This window comes from Arthrobacter sp. Bz4 (assembly GCF_003075455.1).
In the GTDB taxonomy this organism is placed as follows: Bacteria; Actinomycetota; Actinomycetes; order Actinomycetales; family Micrococcaceae; genus Arthrobacter_D.
Genome location: NZ_QDAE01000004.1, coordinates 37936 through 56203, shown reverse-complemented (window position 1 = coordinate 56203; position 18268 = coordinate 37936). Strand labels below are relative to the sequence as shown.

12 protein-coding genes, 1 tRNA gene and 3 pseudogenes are annotated in these 18268 nt (G+C 63.8%); 4 read left to right on the top strand and 12 right to left on the bottom strand.

Translation table 11 applies throughout. From position 1 onward, the window contains the following. Positions 1-72 precede the first annotated feature (72 nt). Positions 73-1604: pseudogene (locus DDA93_RS04760) on the top strand (sodium:solute symporter). Between the two features lie 136 nt (positions 1605-1740). Here the strand turns inward: DDA93_RS04760 and DDA93_RS04755 are convergent. The 4 genes from DDA93_RS04755 to DDA93_RS04740 all read right to left on the bottom strand — a co-directional run bounded on the left by DDA93_RS04755 (position 1741) and on the right by DDA93_RS04740 (position 5545). Next, the gene (locus DDA93_RS04755) at positions 1741-2982 is read right to left on the bottom strand and encodes an AI-2E family transporter (RefSeq protein WP_116778156.1); all 1242 of its coding nucleotides are present in this window, start codon (positions 2980-2982) and stop codon (positions 1741-1743) included. Between the two features lie 35 nt (positions 2983-3017). Continuing rightward, complete coding sequence (locus DDA93_RS04750) at positions 3018-4724, bottom strand: long-chain-fatty-acid--CoA ligase (protein WP_019483861.1); 1707 nt, start codon at positions 4722-4724, stop codon at positions 3018-3020. A 79-nt stretch (positions 4725-4803) separates the two neighbouring features. Next, positions 4804-5139 carry a DUF202 domain-containing protein gene (locus DDA93_RS04745; RefSeq protein WP_019483860.1) on the bottom strand — a complete coding sequence of 112 codons (336 nt, stop codon included), beginning with the start codon at positions 5137-5139 and terminating at the stop codon, positions 4804-4806. Between the two features lie 10 nt (positions 5140-5149). Then, positions 5150-5545: a DUF202 domain-containing protein gene (locus tag DDA93_RS04740; protein WP_019483859.1), complete on the bottom strand. Its 396-nt coding sequence runs from the start codon at positions 5543-5545 to the stop codon at positions 5150-5152. Between the two features lie 266 nt (positions 5546-5811). Here DDA93_RS04740 and DDA93_RS04735 point away from each other — a divergent pair, with 266 nt between their 5' ends. Next, positions 5812-6909, top strand: a complete 1098-nt coding sequence (locus tag DDA93_RS04735) for a VIT1/CCC1 family protein (protein WP_347693140.1) — start codon at positions 5812-5814, stop codon at positions 6907-6909. Positions 6910-6928: 19 nt separating this feature from the next. On the opposite strand, the gene DDA93_RS04730 is transcribed toward DDA93_RS04735, so the two are convergent. The 8 genes and pseudogenes from DDA93_RS04730 to DDA93_RS04695 form a co-directional block, all read right to left on the bottom strand. Beyond that, entirely contained in the window at positions 6929-7366 is a 438-nt protein-coding gene (locus DDA93_RS04730) for an SRPBCC family protein (RefSeq protein WP_019483857.1), read from the bottom strand. A gap of 4 nt (positions 7367-7370) precedes the next feature. Next, entirely contained in the window at positions 7371-8936 is a 1566-nt protein-coding gene (locus DDA93_RS04725) for an MDR family MFS transporter (protein ID WP_019483856.1), read from the bottom strand. Next, on the bottom strand, positions 8933-9556 hold the full coding sequence (locus tag DDA93_RS04720) for a TetR/AcrR family transcriptional regulator (RefSeq protein ID WP_162148034.1): 624 nt from the start codon (positions 9554-9556) through the stop codon (positions 8933-8935). Before DDA93_RS04720 ends, DDA93_RS04725 begins: the two co-directional genes overlap by 4 nt. Positions 9557-9696: 140 nt before the next feature. After that, complete coding sequence (locus DDA93_RS04715; RefSeq protein ID WP_024475443.1) at positions 9697-10752, bottom strand: zinc-dependent alcohol dehydrogenase family protein; 1056 nt, start codon at positions 10750-10752, stop codon at positions 9697-9699. 151 nt (positions 10753-10903) lie between these two features. Continuing rightward, positions 10904-11804 (bottom strand): annotated as a pseudogene (sucD, locus tag DDA93_RS04710) (succinate--CoA ligase subunit alpha). Positions 11805-11862: 58 nt separating this feature from the next. Further along, complete coding sequence (gene sucC, locus DDA93_RS04705) at positions 11863-13032, bottom strand: ADP-forming succinate--CoA ligase subunit beta (protein WP_019483851.1); 1170 nt, start codon at positions 13030-13032, stop codon at positions 11863-11865. A 143-nt stretch (positions 13033-13175) separates the two neighbouring features. After that, positions 13176-15667 (bottom strand): annotated as a pseudogene (gene pcrA, locus DDA93_RS04700) (DNA helicase PcrA). Between the two features lie 124 nt (positions 15668-15791). Further along, positions 15792-17336, bottom strand: a complete 1545-nt coding sequence (locus tag DDA93_RS04695) for an alanine/glycine:cation symporter family protein (protein WP_243400510.1) — start codon at positions 17334-17336, stop codon at positions 15792-15794. Between the two features lie 174 nt (positions 17337-17510). On the opposite strand from DDA93_RS04695, the gene DDA93_RS04690 reads away from it, so the two are divergent. Continuing rightward, positions 17511-18155 (top strand): hypothetical protein, encoded by a 645-nt coding sequence (locus DDA93_RS04690; protein ID WP_024476486.1) that lies wholly within the window; start codon positions 17511-17513, stop codon positions 18153-18155. Between the two features lie 18 nt (positions 18156-18173). Beyond that, a tRNA-Arg gene (locus DDA93_RS04685) sits at positions 18174-18250 on the top strand. Positions 18251-18268: the final 18 nt, after the last annotated feature.

Sequence of the window (18268 nt, the reverse complement as noted above, 5' to 3'; positions counted from 1 at the left end):
AACTAGCCTATAGCGAAACATAAGTTTTCTATAGGTTACTTTCTAACCGAAACCCCCACAATCAGGAGCACCATGGAATTCATCAATATTGCGATCGTGGTGGTCTACCTCGTAGGCATGCTGGCGTTCGGCTGGTGGGGCAAGTCCCGCACCAAGAACACGAGCGACTACCTTGTCGCCGGCCGGCGCCTCGGCCCACTTCTGTACACCGGCACCATGGCGGCGGTAGTACTGGGCGGCGCCTCGACAGTCGGTGGCGTCGGCCTCGGTTACACCTACGGCATCTCGGGCATGTGGCTCGTCGTCGCCATCGGGGTTGGGGTGCTGCTGCTCAGCCTCCTCTTTGCCCCAACCCTGCAGAAGCTGAAGATCTACACGGTCTCCCAAATGCTCACCCTGCGCTATGGCGCCGAGGCCACCAAGGCCTCAGGCATCGTCATGCTGGCCTACACCCTGATGCTCTGCGCTACTTCTACTGGCGCCTACGCCACCATCTTTGTGGTGTTGTTCGGGTGGGACCGCGCAGCCTCGATCGCCGTCGGCGGTGCGATCGTGCTGATCTACTCGACAATCGGCGGCATGTGGTCCATCACCCTGGCCGACATGGCGCAGTTCATCATCAAAACCATCGGCGTGTTTGCCTGATGCTGCCCTTCGCCCTGATCAACGCCGGCGGTTTCGACGGCATCTCCGAGCGTGCCGGAGCCGAGTTCTTCAGCATCACCGGCATCGGCCTGCAGAGCATCATCACCTACTTTGTGGTGTACACCCTGGGCCTGCTCATCGGGCAGGACATCTGGCAGCGCGTCTTCACTGCCCGGACACCCACCGTGGCCCGGTGGGGTGGAGTGACGGCAGGCGTCTACTGCATCCTCTACGGCGTCGCCGGCGCGATCATCGGCATGTCGGCCAGCGTGATCCTCCCCAACATCGAGTCCCAGGACGACGTGTACGCGGATATTGCCATCAACGTCCTGCCGATCGGCATCGGCGGACTGGTGCTGGCGGCTGCCGTCGCCGCCATGATGTCTACGGCATCCGGTTCACTGATCGCCGCTGCGACAGTGGCCCGTGCCGACGTCGTGCCATTCGTCAGCAGCTGGTTTGGCCGTGGCGGCCAGAGCAGCATCGACACCACCACCGAGGACGAGGCCGAGAACCCCGAGCACGATGTCACCGCCAACCGCTGGTGGGTGCTGGGTCTGGGCCTGGTCGCCATCGCGCTGGCGGTCATCGTCCAGGACGTGGTCGCAGCTCTCACCATTGCCTACGCCATCCTGGTTGGCGGCCTGCTGGTCTCCATCATCGGTGGACTGGTCTGGAAGCGGGCCACCGGCGTCGCAGCAGCGGCTTCGATGGCTGCCGGCACGGTCTTCACCCTCGGCACCATGATCTACCTTGAGGTCAACGCCGAGAACCAGTACGACGGTATCTACGCCAACGAACCGATCTACTACGGACTCATCGCTTCGGCCCTGGTGTTTGTGATCGTTTCGTTCCTCACCAAGCGCACCGACCCGGCGGTCATGGCCGCCTGGGAGCGTCGCGTGGCGGGCGCCGCTGAGGACGAGGTCGCAGTACCCGTCACCTCCACCACCCGCTAGCCCGCAACGCAGAGCCGCCGCTCCCACCAAGGATCGAGTCAACACTCATAGCCGATTTCCTTCCGGAAACCTGTTATTGGTGTTGACTCGATCCGGGGGTGGGGGTGTCGCGGGGGGCGAGCCGGGGCGCCCAGGCCTACGACTTGGCTGTCGAGGATTTGATCTTCCGGCCAGGCCTGCTGCTGCGGCCACGGCCGACGGCGTCGGCCTTGGTATCGATCTCGGCTTGCCTGATGTCGGCGGGGGTCACTGGTCCGTCTTCTTCACCGGTCCAGGACTTGATGGCACTCCAGGTGACTGCCGCAATGGGCACCGACAGGATGGCGCCGACAATACCGGCCAGGATGGTGCCGGCGGTCAACGCCACCAGGATGACCAGGGCGTGCACGCTCAGGGAGCGGCCCATCACCACAGGCTGCAGGAAGTTGCCCTCGATCTGGTTCACGGCAATCACCACGACAATCACGATCAGTGCGGTAGTCGGCCCGTCTGACACGAGTGCCACCAGAGCGGCGAGCGCTCCGGCCGCCGTCGCACCCACCAGGGGAATGAACGCACCAACAAACACAATGACCGCGAGCGGGAGCGCCAGTGGGATGCCCAGGATGAACAGGGCGATGCCGATGACCACCGAGTCAACTGAAGCGACAATCGCGGTTCCCCGAACATACCCACCGAGCGTCTCCAGTCCGTGCATTCCCACGCGGCGGGCCTTGACCAGCCGCTCACCCTTGAAGGGCCGCAGGACAAAGGCGAAGATCCTGTCGCCGTCCTTGAGGAAGAAGAACAGGATGACCACCATCAGCACAGCCCCGGTGAGGAACTCGCCGGCTGCCGTAATGCCCGATACGGCACCGGCTCCGGCTGTGGCACTGGTGGCGAAGTCGATCAGCCATTCCTGCGCGTCGGAGATCTGCTGCTCATCGATGGGCAGCGGGCCATCGCGGACGAATTCGTAAATCTGGTCGAAGCCCTGCGATGCGTTGTCGACCAGTTCGTCGAGCTGGCTCTGGACAGCGAAGACGATGCCCGTGATCACACCACCCAATACTCCAAGCAGGAGCAGGAAGGAGAACGCGGTGGCGAGCGCACTGGGCCACCCCTTACGCCGCAACCAGTTCACCAGCGGGCCGATGGCGGCCGCGAGAATCAGGGCAATGATCAGTGGGATCACTACCAAGCGCACCTGGATCAGGCCGTAGATCACGATGACCGCCAGCACCAGGATCAGCAGAACCTGAGCTGCGCGCGTGCTGCTGCGGCCCAGCGAGTCGCGCCAGGGGCTCCCCACCGGCTCTGGGGTGTCGACGTCGGCAGTTTCCTCCCGGCGTTCTTCCCCGCGCGGTGCCTCCTTGGTGCGCCTGAAAATGTTAAACACAGTCCCTGTCTCCTTGTTCACTGGGGTGGCGCATTTCAGCTGTCGCCGGCAATTAGTTGATCTCGAACCCGGCGCCGCAGCACCTTGCCGATGAGTGACCTCGGCAGTTCTTCTACCACCACAATACGGCGCGGCACCTTGTAGGCGGCGAGGGAGCCCCGGCAGAAGGCTTTCAGCGCGTCCCCGCTGAACTGGTGTCCCTCGCGGATCACGACGGCGGCCACCACCTCTTCGCCCCCGCCCGCCAGCGGCAGGCCAACCACCGCCGCATCGGCGACACTGTCATGGTCGAGCAACGCTTCCTCCACCTCGGTGGGCATGACGTTGAACCCGCCGGTGACGATGATCTCTTTGATCCGGTCCACGATGGTGACATAGGAGTCGGCATCGACCCGGACGATGTCCCCGGTCTTGAACCAGCCGTCGGAACTCAGGACAGCCCGCGTGTCCTCATCGTTCCGCCAATAACCCTGGAACACCTGCGGTCCGCGGATGAGGAGTTCGCCGGGCTCTCCGGGCGCACGCTCACTACCGGCATCCTCGGGGTCCACGACCCGGATTTCCGTATTGGGGAACGGCACCCCAACGGTTCCGGGCTTACGCGTGGGGCCAATTGGATTGCCGAGCGAGATGGGCGAGGTCTCGGTGAGCCCGTACCCCTCCACCAGGTATCCACCGGTTACCGACTCCCACAACTCGATGGTCGCCAGCGGCAGATTCATTGCGCCGGAGATCGCGAAGCGAATGCTCTTCAGACTGACCCCACGTTCCACGGCGCGCTTCGCAAGAGGCTCATAGATCGGTGGAACAGCGGGCAGGAAGGTGGGCGGGTGGGTTTTCGCCGCGTCCAGCACCAGGTCTTCATCGAACTTGGGGAAAAGGACCAACCGGGCCCCAATGCTCATGGCAAACGTCAGACAGAGGGTGAGCCCGTAGGCGTGGAACATTGGCAGGACGGCGTAAATGACTTCCTTCCCGTCATCCAGGCCTGGCACCCATGCCCGTCCCTGCGCCGCATTGACGAGTAGGTTCCGGTGGGTGAGCACCGCCCCCTTGGGGTGCCCGGTGGTGCCACTGGTGTATTGCAGCACCGCAATGTCGGTGGCCACGGGCCCCGGATGGGTTACGTCCAGCCGCTTGTTTTTCACCAGGTCGTCCCACCGGGTGACGCTTCGACTGCCGGAGAGCTTCGCGGTGGTGGTCAACGCCTTGCGTGAGTCCTTGGCCTTCCGGATGGGAAGCCTCAGCGCTGCCCGTTTCGCGAACGGCATGGCCCGCGTCAGGTCGACGGTCACAATGGTGGTGACGTGGACGTCTGCGGGCAGATCCTGCACCCGCTGCGCTGCCTTGTCCCAAACAATTGCCAGCCGTGCGCCGTGGTCCTCGAACTGGTGCCGCAACTCGCGGTCGGTGTAGAGGGGGTTATGCTCCACGACAATGGCGCCGAGCCGCAGGACAGCATAGAACGCCACCACATGCTGGGGACAGTTTGGCAGCACCAGCGCCACCCGGTCTCCCGCTACGACACCCAGCCGATGCAGGCCTTCGGCCGCGCGCTGGATCTCCTCACCGAGCTGGCGGTAGGTCGTCTCGGCTCCGAAGAACTCAAGGGCGACCTTCTTGCCGTAGTTACGTGCGGATTCCTCAACGAGGTTGACGAGGGAGCCGTCGGGGATGGCGACGGCGGCGGGCACACCCGGGCCGTAGTTTTGTACCCATGGGGCAGTTGAATCAAAAGTCATCAGTCTACTTCCTGTCTTGGCCTGTTGAACTCTATCCTGATTCGCCGGGCGGTCGCTCACTGTCCGACAGCTTTTTTCCTCACTCATGCAGCGACTGGAACAGGACAGCGTAGATGCCAGCGGCACCCACCGCGACCACCACCACGGTAGTCCAGAGCACCGCAGTCACATCTGCTTTCAACACACCACTCCTGACCCCCTTGAGGTTCCGGCGATACCGGAGCCGTTGGCTCAGGTAGATTCCCAGCGCCGCAGCGAGTGAGGTGCCGGTGAGGATCATCGCAAACCAACCGTGCTCCGGCAGCCATCGCACAAAGAGCACACCGCAGATCACCAGCGCCAGCAGGGTCCTCCCCCAGGCAAGTGAGGTGCGTTCCGGCGGCAGGCCGGTGTCGACGGGGTGGTCGCGGTTCATCGGGAGCCTGTCAGGCCGATCGGCTGTAGATCACGACCACGACCACCGCCGCCACTACCGTTGCGCCGAGCGCGAGCAGCGGGGCGAGGAGCGACAGGGGTAAGGGCCGCCCTTGGCGCATGGCCCGCTCGACGATCAACCATCTCCCACACGCTCCGGCGGCAAGCAGCATGGCCAATACCAACAGGAGAATCGCCAGGGCTTTGCGGATGACCGGATCGAACAACTCAGCGGTGAACGCTTCAATCGCTATGCCGCCAGCCAGCAACGCCAGGGACGTCCGGATCCAGGCCAGGAACGTCCGCTCGTTCGCCAGCGTGAACCGGGGATCGGGATCTGCTCCGCCCTGCAGCAGCCACTGGGTCAGTGATCCACGGCGGGGGGATTTATCTGCTGGGCTGGCCATGGTTTCATCCTAGCGAGGCTTACCTCCATCGGTGGTCGTCTGATGAGGCGCCCTCGGGCTAAGATTGACGCTGAGAAGGGGAGTAGCTCCCGCGTTCGTCCCGCACCAGCGGGGCTCGGCGCAGCGGCCTGTCGACATACTGGCCATCGAAGACGATGGCCCGGCAATCCACCGGTGACCTAGACCGGCGAGCGAGACCTTCGGCCGCTTTAACGACGGCCGGAGCCCCGTCACGGCACTGGTCGCTACAGACCAGGAGATCCCACGTGACACCACAGTCAGACCAGCCAGCCCCGGCAGATATTCGCCGCTGGCGCCAATACCTGGCCGACGAACGCGCCGAAGCCGCCACCTACCGCTATCTGGCGAGCCGCCGCGAGGGCGAGGAACAAGAAATTCTGCTCGCCCTGGCCAAGGCCGAAGGCAGACACGAGGCCCACTGGCTCTCACTCCTCGGGCCCGACGCCGGCAAGCCTGCGCGGCCTTCGTTCCGCAACCTGGTGCTGGGCTTCCTCGCCAGGCGGTTTGGCAGCGTCTTCGTGCTGGCCCTGGCGCAGCGTGCCGAAAGCAGGTCCCCCTACGCCGCGGACCCCACCGCCACCGACGCGATGGCTGCTGATGAACAGATCCATGAGGAAGTCATTCGGGGGCTTGCGACCCGGGGCCGCAACAGGCTATCGGGCAACTTCAGGGCCGCAGTGTTCGGGGCTAACGACGGACTGGTCAGCAACCTGGCCCTCGTCCTGGGTGTCGGCGCAACCGGTGTCTCCACCGGGTTTGTGTTGTTCAGCGGCGTCGCGGGCCTCCTCGCCGGAGCACTGTCCATGGGTGCCGGCGAGTACGTGTCCGTCCGGTCGCAGCGGGAGCTGCTCGCAGCGTCGCGGCCCACCCAGATCACGCTCACCGCCGCCAAGGAACTGGATATGGATGCCAACGAACTGGTGCTGGTCTACCGCGCCCGCGGCATGTCCCTGGAGGCGGCCGAGCATCGCGCCTCGGAACGGTTGGGGCTCCGTGACTGCGACTGTGATCCGAGTCTGTCCCTCCAGCCGGAAATCACTGGTGACCGCGACGCTCATGAACACATCGGCACTGGCCTGGGCGCGGCGGGTGCCAGCTTCTGCTTTTTCGCCTCGGGGGCCCTGATCCCCATCCTGCCGTACCTGTTCGGGCTGAGCGGGATGACGGCCGTCCTCGTCGCCTGCGTTCTGGTGGGACTCGCGCTGCTGGGAACGGGCGCCGTCGTCGGGCTTCTCTCCGGAGCGTCGCCACTGAAGCTGGCGTTACGGCAGGTGGCGATCGGCCTCGGTGCGGCCGCCGCTACCTACCTGCTCGGGCTGCTGTTCGGCGTCGGGCTGCTGTAAGGGCCAGTAGCTGCTGACCTCAGGGTTTGGTCACGTAGTTTTCGAGCTTGATGAGGGTTTTTTCCATGGCAACCGGGTTCTTCCGCAGGAACCCCATCGGCCGCAGCACAATCTTCCCAGTCACCGAACGCGCATCCCACTGCTCGGTGACCAGGGTGCCGCCGTCACGCGGTTCGAGGACGTAGCTCCAGGTGGCCTTGGTGAAGTGGCGCCAGGTAATCCGGCGGCCTTCCTCGAACTCGGTCACCTTGTTGAGGATCTTGTACTTCGCGCCGATCCGCATGTCCATGCCGAACTTGGCGCCCTCGTACAGCCGCTGCGGTCCACCTGGCTGTTCGCCCTGGACGGTGTCGGAGCCGTCAATCACGCTGTGCAGCGCCGGGGTCGCCAGGACCTCGAAAATGTCGCTGGCCGGGGCGTTGATGAATCGTTCACGGGTAATCAGGTAGGAACTCATGCCCCTATTCTGCCTTGCTGGCCTGGGTGGCTGGTTCAGGGTCCGCGGCGATCGACGTCGCAAGAGGGGCCTCCTTCACGAAGAACAGCAGGATCGCGGCGATGATTCCGAGCGGCGCCATGTAGAGGAAGAGTGGTGTGAGTGCGTCGTTGTAGGAATCGATCACCGCGTTCCTCGCGGCCTCCGGGAGCGTGTAGACCAGTTCGGGGGTGAGCGAGTTGACCCCACCCTCGGTGCTGACCGCCCCGCCGGGAAGCCGCTCGGTCAGCAGGTCAGCGACCCGTGTCGTGAAGAGACTACCGACGATGGCCGACCCCAGGGTGGCCCCGATCTGACGGAAGTAGTTGTTCGAGGCGGTAGCCGTCCCGACCATCCGGTTTGGGAAGGTGTTCTGCACAATCAGCACCAGGATCTGCATGCTGAGGCCCAGCCCGGCGCCAAGCAACCCGAGGTACGTGCAGATTACCCAGAGCTCGGTGGCGGGTTGGATGGTCGAGAGCAGGAAGAGTGCGACGGCGACCAGCAGTGACCCGGCGATCGGCATCCACTTGTAGCGGCCGGTCCGGCTGACAAGCAGCCCCGATCCGGTGGAAGTGACCAGCAGCGCCCCCATCATCGGGATCATCAGCAGGCCAGCGTTGGTGGCACTTGCTCCGGTGACCATCTGCAGGTAGGTCGGCATGTAGCCGACGGCGCCGAACATGGTGACGCCGATCAGCAGGCCGCCAGCGGTGGTGAGGTTGAAGTTGCGTTCCCGGAAGAGGTGCATCGGAAGGATCGGCTCGTCCGCACGGCGTTCGACCAGGACAAAAGCTGCGCTGGTGACCACCGCAGCAGCGATCAGGCCCAGGATCGTCAACGAGGTCCAGTCGTACCGGGTGCCGCCCCAGGTGCCCACCAGCACAATCGAGGTGGTGGCAAGGGCCAGGAGGACCATGCCTGCGACGTCGGGCTTTGACCGCTTCCTCTCCTTGCCGGGAAGGTGCAGGAAGAAGACGACAACGAGGATCGCGAGGATGCCCAACGGCATGTTGATCCAGAACATCCAACGCCAGCCCGGACCTTCAGTGAAGAATCCGCCAAGCAGGGGCCCAGCTACCGAGGCGAACGCGAAGACCCCGCCCATGGCGCCCATATATTTGCCGCGTTCGCGGGCGGGAACGACGTCGGCGATGATCGCCTGGGAGAGGATCATCAGCCCACCGCCACCGACGCCCTGGATGGCCCGGCCGGTAATCAACCACGGCATGTCGGGGGCAAGCCCGCCGACGATTGAGCCAGCCATGAAGATGCTGATCGCGATGAGCAGCAGGTTCTTGCGGCCCATCAGGTCACCGAGTTTGCCGTAGATCGGCATCACGATGGTGGCGGTCAGGATGTAGGCGGTGATCACCCAGAGCATCTGGTCCACCCCGTTGAGCTCGCCCACAATGGTGGGAAGCGCGGTACTGAGGATCATCTGGCTGAGGGCTGCCAGCAGCATTGAGAGCATCAGGCCGATGAACAACAGGAGCATGCCGGTGGGCTTCTCGACAACGACAGCTGGAGCGGTTTTGGTTGTGGTACTCATTGAATTTCCGGGAGGACCTCTCTGAGGAGTGCGTTGGCGGTACTGAGAGCCGCGAACTGGTTGTCTAGTGTGGGGGCGTGTGCAGATTCCTGCATCGCGTAACGCATGGGGGCTCCGGCGATCAGCACGATCATCCGGGAAATGTCTTCGGCCCGGTGGCGCCGGGCGACGTCGGCCCACTTGGCTGAGGCGGTGATGCCTTCGGTGAGGACGTCACGGACCAGCTGTTCCACCTTCAGGAAGTAGCCGAAGCGGCGCTGGCGCAACTGGGGGAACCGCCGCACCACCTCCATCCGGAGGCTGTCGCCGTCGGCGCCACCCTCAGTGGAATGCACCACCTGCACGAGGAGCCGGGAAACCTGGTCGAGGAGGTCCGCGTCGACGTCGAAGGCCGCCAGCCAGGAGTCGTGGATGGAGGGGTCCTGGAGGCCGAGGATGGCGTCCTCTTTGGTGCCGAAGTAGTTGAAGAAGGTGCGGGCCGAGACGTTGGCCTGGGCAGCAATCGCCTCGGTGGTGACGCGGTCCGGGCCGTTTTCGAGGGTGAGCCTGGCCGCGGCATCATGCAGCGCAGCCCAGGTCTCTGTCCTCTTTCGGTCCCGCAAGGAAATTAGTTGACTCACCAAACTATTGTGGCACTGGACAACCTTTTACACAACTGCAAAATTGCGGCTCTGCACAATTCGTCCGTCGGGTTGCCGTTAAACGCCGAACGCGCCGGCATCCGTGTGCAACACGGCTGCCGGCGCGTTCGTGGGTGGGGCTAGGGTTTGAGCAGTACCTTGATCGCGCGGCGCTCATCCATGGCCTGGTAGGCTGCCGCTGCTTCTTCGAGGGGCATCTCGACGTCGAACACTTTGCCCGGGTTGATCTTCCCGGCGAGGACGTCGGCCAGAAGCTCGGGAATGTAGGTGTGGGCCGGGGCCATGCCGCCGCCCACGGTGATGTTCTTCGAGAACAGCAGGCCGATGGGCAGTTCGGCGCCGCCGGCGGGAACACCAACAAACCCGAGGTTGCCGCCGGGCCGGGTGCTGGCGAGCGCCTGCTCCATCGACTCCTTGGTACCCACACACTCAAGCACCGAGTCGGCCAGCACTCCCCCCAACAATTCCCGGACTTTCTCCACGCCGGCATCGCCACGTTCGGCGACGATGTCGGTGGCGCCGAACTCGCGGGCCAGCGCCTGCCGATCCTCGTGCCGGGACATCGCGATAATGCGTTCCGCGCCGAGTCGCTTTGCGGCGAGCACACCGCACAGCCCGACGGCGCCGTCGCCGACCACCACCACGGTGCGGCCTGGTCCGACCTGGGCGCTGACCGCGGCATGGTGGCCCGTGGACATCACGTCGGAAAGCGTCAGGAGGCTGGCGGTCAGCGCCCGGTCGGGGTCGGCCACGCCATCTACCCGGCGCAGGGTGCCGTCGGCCTGGGGGACGCGGACCGCCTCACCCTGGGCGCCCTCGACGTAGTGGCCGAACTCGTCGTCGCCGCCCCAGGAGGTGAGGTGGTCGCACGCCACCGTCACACCATTGAGGCACTGGGGACATTTGCCGCAACTGTCGACGAAGGGGGCAATCACGAAGTCGCCCACCGCCAGGTCTGTCACCTCGGTGCCGATCTCCTCGACGACTCCGACAAACTCGTGCCCGATCGCGCGGGTGCCGCGGTTCTTGCCGATGCCGCGGTAGGGCCAGAGATCCGAACCGCAGACACAGGAAGCGGTGACCTTCACGATGGCGTCGGTCGGACGCTTGATCGTGGGGTAGTCGCGGTCCTCAACCTTGATGTCGCCGGGACCGTGAATGATGGTGGCACGCATGCATACTCCTCAAACTGGGATGTAGGGGTGTTCAGTTAGCCTAACGCGGCCGTCACGCCCCGAATTCCAGCGCACTGCTCACCAGCCCCGAGGACAGAAAAGGCCCCGGCGGCTGGACTAATCCAGCTGCCGGGGCCCTCCGCTGAAGGAATTACAGTCCCGCGTACACTTCGCGGAGCAGTTTGGCGGTCTCGGACGGCGTCTTGCCGACCTTCACGCCTGCAGCCTCAAGGGCTTCCTTCTTGGCCTGAGCCGTACCCGCTGAGCCGGACACAATGGCGCCGGCGTGGCCCATGGTCTTGCCCTCGGGTGCGGTGAAGCCTGCCACATAGCCGACAACCGGCTTGGTGACGTTGGCTTTGATGTATTCGGCGGCACGCTCTTCGGCGTCGCCACCGATTTCGCCGATCATGACGATGGCCTTGGTCTCGGGGTCCGCCTCGAACGCAGCAAGTGCGTCGATGTGGGTGGTTCCGACGATGGGGTCACCGCCGATGCCGATGGCGGTGGAGAAACCGAGGTCGCGCAGCTCGAACATCATCTGGTAGGTCAGGGTGCCTGACTTGGACACGAGGCCCACGCCACCCTTACCGGTGATGTTCGCCGGTGATGCCGACCAGGGACTCCCCCGGCGTGATGATGCCTGGGCAGTTAGGGCCGATGATCCGGGTGACCTGGTTGCCGTCGGCGTCGACCTTGGACTGGGCGAGGGCCCAGAACTCGGCCGAGTCCTGCACGGGGACGCCCTCGGTGATGATTACGACGAGTCCGATGCCGGCCTCGATGGCCTCGATCACCGCGTCCTTGGTGAAGGCCGGGGGGACGAAGACGATCGACACGTCGGCGCCGGTTTCGGTCATCGCTTCGCTGACCTTACCGAAGACCGGCAGGGTGACGTCACCGTGGGTGACGGTGGTGCCAGCCTTGCGGGCGTTGACCCCACCGACCACCTGGGTGCCGGCAGCGAGCATCAGCGCGGTGTGCTTGGTGCCTTCGCCGCCGGTGATGCCCTGCACAATGACCTTGGAGTCTTTGTTGAGAAAAATTGACATACGTTATTCCTTAATCCTTTGGACCCGGCAGAACACTAGCCGGGGAGTGCAGGCTCGATCAGCGGGCGGCGTAAGCCAATTCGGCGGCCTTGTCGGCGCCTTCATCCATGGTGTCGGCGAGGGTGACCATTGGGTGGTTCGCCTCGGCGAGAATGCGGCGGCCTTCCTCAACGTTGTTGCCGTCGAGGCGGACTACCAGTGGCTTGTTTTCCTTGTCGCCCAGGATCTGGAGCGCTTCGACAATGCCGTTGGCGACCGCGTCACACGCGGTGATGCCACCGAACACGTTGACGAACACGCTCTTGACCTGAGGGTCGTTCAGGATGACGTCGAGTCCGGCAGCCATCACAGCAGCCGATGCTCCACCGCCAATGTCCAGGAAGTTCGCTGGACGCACATTGCCGTGGGCTTCGCCGGCGTAGGCGACGACGTCGAGCGTTGACATGACCAGACCGGCACCGTTGCCGATGATCCCCACTTCGCCGTCGAGCTTGACGTAGTTGAGGTCGTTGGCCTTCGCCTTGGCCTCCAGTGGGTCAGCCGAGTCCTGGTCCTCAAGCTCGGCGTGGCCGGCCTGACGGAACGCAGCGTTCTCGTCGATGGTGACTTTGCCGTCGAGGGCAATGATCTCGCCGCTTCCGGTCTGCACCAGCGGATTGACCTCCACCAGGGTGGCGTCTTCTGAGACGAAGACGTCCCACAGCTTGATGATCGCGTGGGCAACACCCTCGCGCAGCTCAGGAGCGAACCCTGCGGTCTCCACGATCTCGTTGGCCTTCGCCTGGTCGATGCCCACAGCGGGGTCGACGGCGATGCGGGCCAGCGCTTCGGGACGCTCAACCGCGAGCTGCTCAATTTCCACGCCGCCCTCCACCGAGCACATGGCCAGGTAGTTGCGGTTGGACCGGTCCAGCAGTACCGAGAAGTAATACTCCTCGGCGATGTCAGCGCCCTGCGCGATCATCACCTTGTGAACGGTGTGGCCCTTGATGTCCATGCCAAGGATGTCCGAGGCGTACTTGAACGCCTCATCGGGGGTCTTTGCGACTTTGACGCCGCCCGCTTTACCGCGGCCTCCAACTTTGACTTGAGCCTTGACGACGACGACACCGCCAATTTTCTCGGCTGCCGCCTTTGCTTCCTCGGGGGTATGCGCCACGATGCCGGCGAGCACGGGTACTCCGTGTGCCTCAAAAAGATCGCGCGCCTGATATTCGAACAGATCCACAGGCCAGTGTCCTTCTACGTCGAAGTAGGTTTACACAGGGAACTTTAGTCCCTTGGCGTTCAGCGCCTTTCACAGACTACCCGTTTAGTGACCAAGGCCACAGTTCTATGGTTTGTAGAAATGTAACCTGATGAGCTAATGAACTACCCCGTCTTGGTCAGCGGCGCATACCTCAGCAGGAGGCGCTTCTCGCCAACGTCGAACGACACTTTCGCCACCGTCTTGTCGCCCGCTCCCTCGACGGCCAGAATGGTCCCGTTGCCGAAGCTGGTGTGGTTGACCTTGTCCCCCACCGCGACTGAGAGCACCTCTTTCTGTGGTTGCACACGCCCGACGACGGTTGCCGACCGGGTGGGCAGCCCGCGCCCGGTGTCGTCGCCACCCGCGGCACCGGCCCCCCAGTAGGATCCGCTGAACCGGTTGTTGCCTCCGATTGCCGCGCCCCCGGACCAGACCGGCCCGGATGCGCCTTCCCGTTTCCACTTGATGAGTTCGCTGGGCACTTCGCCGACAAATTGCGAGGCAGGGTTGTACTGGCTCTGACCCCACATGCTGCGCACCTCGGACCGGGTGATGTAGAGCCGTTTCCGCGCGCGGGTCAGCCCCACATAGGCGAGCCGGCGTTCCTCGGCCAGCTCCTTCGGGTCGGTAGCTGAGCGCTGATGCGGGAAGATGCCCTGCTCCATGCCGGTCAGGAACACCACCGGAAATTCGAGCCCCTTGGCCGTGTGCAGGGTCATCAGGGTGACCACACCCAGCCGTTTGGCTTCGGCGACCGCCTGTTCCACCTCGGCAGCCGACCCTTCGGGTGCGAGGGGATCTGGTCGGCGTCAGCCACCAGCGAGACCTGCTCCAGGAAGTCGCCGAGTGTGCCGTCAGGGTTTTCCTGTTCGTACTCGCGGACCACCGCCACGAGTTCCGCAAGGTTTTCCACCCGCGACTCGTCCTGCGGATCGTTGCTCAGCCTTAACTGTGCCAGGTAGCCGGTCTGCTCCAGCACCGCTTCCAGTGCCGCGGAGGCACCCGACCCGTCGGCCACCTCAGCGAGATCATCCATGAGCTTCACGAAGCCGTTCACTGCATTCAGTGAGCGGGTCGCCAGGCCCGGTGCCTCGCCGGCTCGGCGGAGTCCTGCCATGAAGGACATCCGCTCCCGCTCGGCGAGCGCCGCGACGGCGTATTCGGCCCGGTCCCCGATCCCGCGCTTCGGTTCGTTGAGGATTCGGCGGAGGTTGACGACGTCGTCCTGGTTGACCAGGACCCGCAGGTAGGCGAGCGCATCCTTGATCTCCTTGCGCTCGTAGAAGCGGGTGCCGCCCACCACCTTGTACGGCAGGCCCACGCGCATCAGGATTTCCTCAATGGAGCGGGACTGCGCGTTGGTCCGGTAAAAGATCGCCACGTCGCCAGGACGAAGGTCATCCTCATCCTGGAGGCGGTCGATCTCCTCGGCGATAAACCGGGCTTCCTCGTGCTCGTTTTCGCCCACGTACCCGACGATCGGTTCACCATCACCCTCGGCGGTCCACAGTTTTTTGTCGGGCCGGTCCGGGTTGCGGGAAATCACCGCGTTGGCTGCGCTCAGGATGGTCTGGGTGGACCGGTAGTTCTGTTCCAGCAGGATGGTGCGCGCATTGGGATAGTCGTTCTCGAACTCGACGATATTCCGGACGTCGGCACCCCGAAACGCGTAGATCGACTGGTCCGAGTCGCCGACCACCGTCAGTTCGGCGAGCGGAATGGCTTCCCCGTTTTCGCTGGGGTCCTCCGTGATGCCAACAATTTCCCGCACCAGGGCGTACTGCGCGTGGTTGGTGTCCTGGTACTCGTCCACCAGGACGTGCCGGAACCGGCGGCGGTAGTAGTCGGCCACCCCGGGGAAGGCCCTGAACATGTAGACGGTCTGGGCGATCAGGTCATCGAAATCCATCGCGTTGGCCTGACGCATCCGCTGCGCGTAACCCATGTAGACCTCGGCGACTGCCTGCTCGAACGGGTCCGAGTAGTTGGCTGAGCTGGCGTAGCTCTCCTCATCGATCAGTTCATTCTTCAGGGCCGAAATTTTGTGCTGGATGGATTTGGGCGTGAACCGCTTGGGATCCAGATCCAGCCCCTTGGCCACCAGGGTGACGAGCCGCAGCGTGTCGGCTGAATCGTAGATGGAGAAGTTGGAGTTCAGCCCCACGGAGGCTGCCTCCCGCCGCAGGATCCGCACACAGGAGGAGTGGAAGGTGGAGATCCACATGCGCTTGGCGACGTCGCCGACCAGGCCTTCGATGCGTTCGCGCATTTCGGCGGCGGCCTTGTTGGTGAAGGTGATTGCCAGGATCCCACCGTGGTGGGCCCTGCCCATGGCCAACAGGTAGGCAATGCGGTGACTGAGCACCCGGGTTTTGCCCGAGCCGGCGCCCGCAACGATCAGTAGCGGCGACCCGCTGTGGCGGACGGCTTCTTCCTGCTGCGGATTCAGGCCCACCAATAGTTCCCGTGCGCGTGCATCGTCCCGGCGCCCGCCGCTGGAGTGCGGCACCTCAGCGGAACCGTCCGCCGGGTCGGCGGCGGCAGGGCGCGCCGACGACGTCGCGCGCCGCCCTGAACTGGCGGGAGTGGAGCCGAGGTGTGGGTCGAAAAGCATATCCATGGTGCCACCAAGTCTAGTTGCTGGCACCGACGAAACCGGTTGGGCAACCCCACCTCACACCCAAACGCGCCGGTTCAACGGAACCGGCGGGCGTTTGAACGCTAGATCGTGATGGCGATTACGGCTTGGCTTCTTCGATATCGTCATGGTCGATACCGAGTTGCAGCAACGTGCCGCTCTTGCGGTCGGCCAGGTAGGCCTTCATCTCGCGCTTGATGACCGGCAGCAGCATGTACACACCAAGCAGGTTCACAAAAGCACAGACGAACAGTGCGGCGTCGGCGAAGTTCAGGACCTGGGCGAAGGTCAGGACGGTGCCGACGACGGTGAAGAAGAGGAACACGCACTTGTAGATGATTTCGGACACCTTGCTGCGTCCGAAGAGGTACTCCCAGGCCTTCAGCCCGTAGTACGACCAGGTGATCAGGGTGGAGAAGGCGAACAGGGCAACAGCGATGGCCAGCACAATCGGGAACCACGAAATGACCGATGCGAAGGCATCCGAGGTGAGGATCACGCCGTCGGGAGCGCCGTCGCCGGCCTGCACCTGGTCGATTCCGGCCTGCAGGCTTGGTGCGCTGGCAATGACAATCGTGAGTGCGGTCATGGTGCAAATAACCACCGTGTCGATGAACGGTTCGAACATCGCGACGAAGCCTTCACTGACCGGACGGCGGGTCTTGACTGCCGAGTGGGCAATTGCTGCGGAGCCCAGGCCGGCCTCGTTGGAGAATGCAGCACGCTGGAAGCCGACGATCATGACACCAATGAAGCCGCCTGCCATACCGGCGGGGGCGAAAGCACCCTCGATGATGGAGCCGAAGGCCGCTGGGACGTTGCCGATGTTGACGACGATCACGAAGAGGCAGGCCGTGATGTAGACGGCTGCCATGGCAGGGACGAGCCGGCTGGTGGTAGCACCGATTGATTTGATGCCACCGAGGATCACTGCGCCGACAAGTGCGGCGAGGACAATACCGAAGATCAGGGCAGCGCCCGCGCTGCCGAGGAATCCGTCCGCGCCGCCGGTGACGTTCTGCACCTGGGCGAAGGTCTGGTTGGCCTGGAACATATTGCCACCAGCCACACCGAAGATGAGGATGGCGACGGCAAAGATACCCGTCAGGATCTTTGCGGGCAGTCGGCCAAACTTCTCGAAAGCGATGGGGAGGTATTTGAACGGCCCGCCGCTGACGGTGCCGTCAGGGTGGACCTCGCGGTACTTCACCCCGAGGGTACATTCAGCGAACTTGGTGGCCATACCAAGCAAACCGGCCAGGATCATCCAGAATGTTGCGCCAGGCCCACCAAGGGCCATAGCCGCGCCGACACCGGCAATGTTGCCAAGTCCGACCGTGCCGGACAGTGCTGAGGTCAGGGCCTGGAAGTGAGGCACCTCTCCCGGGTCGTCTTTGGAGGAATACCTGCCGCGGACCACTTCGTAGGACACCTTGAGGTGCCGGAACTGGACGAAGCCGAAGTAGATGGTGAAGATGATGCCCGCGGCGATCAGCCACGCGACAACTATAGGAAAGCTGACCTCCCCAATGGTGATGGGGAAGAACACGATGTTGGAGAACACCTCAGTTACGGGAGCGAAAACCGAATCGATCGCATCCTCGACCTCAGCCAGCCAGCCAATTTCATCCGCAACGCTGGTCATAGGTAGTGCTTGGTTAATTGCCATTCATCTAAACAACCGCAAAGCGTGGTGTGTTTGCAATCACAGATGCTTCGAATGGCATATTTGTCACCAAAACGTGATGTAGTTCACAGAAAATCCGCAGTTTCACATGGTGGGATCTGATTTCATCCGGACAGCTGGGATAATCACTGCATGTCCAAGACCCGAGCGCAGATCGCCAAGAAGCACGGACCGGCCGCGGCCGGCATGCCCGACGCCGCTCCAACCGCAGTTCCACCACGCAGCAACGGGAACATGCTCCTGATCGCCGCGGCTGCCACGGCAGTTCTCCTGTTCGGGTACTACCACCTCCTCGCACTGGGCCAGCTGGGCCAGCTCGCCGAGGGGCTGACGATGCCCGACATGATGTTTGGTGGTTACGGGTCGGCCCACGTGGCCGCCCTGCAGGCGGCCATGGACGACGACGCTCTCGGCCAGCTCAGCTACCTCCATAAGACTGCGGGAACACTGTTCCCCCTCATCTTCGGCATCGCGTGGCTTCTCCTGATCCAGTTAAATGTTGATCGCCGTTGGCTGCGCTGGCTGCTTTGGGCCCCGCCGCTGCTGTTCGCGGTGGTGGACCTGTGGGAAAACGTGGCAATAGATTCGATGCTGGCGGCCACAGCGCCCGACGACGGCCAGGTTGCCTTGGCCTCGGCGCTCACCATCGCGCGCTGGGTCCTGCTGGGGCTCTCAGCCATCGCAGGACTTCTGGCGGTCCTGCTTCCGGGCAGCGTTCGCGGCAAGCTCCCGGTACTGCTGACCGACCCGAATGGGACAGCGCCCGAAAGCAGGTAAGCTGGTACCGCTGTACCCGCCTCTGTAGCTCAGTAGGATAGAGCGTCCCTCTCCTAAAGGGAAGGTCGTCGGTTCGATTCCGGCCAGGGGCACCACCGTGGATGGGTAGCCCG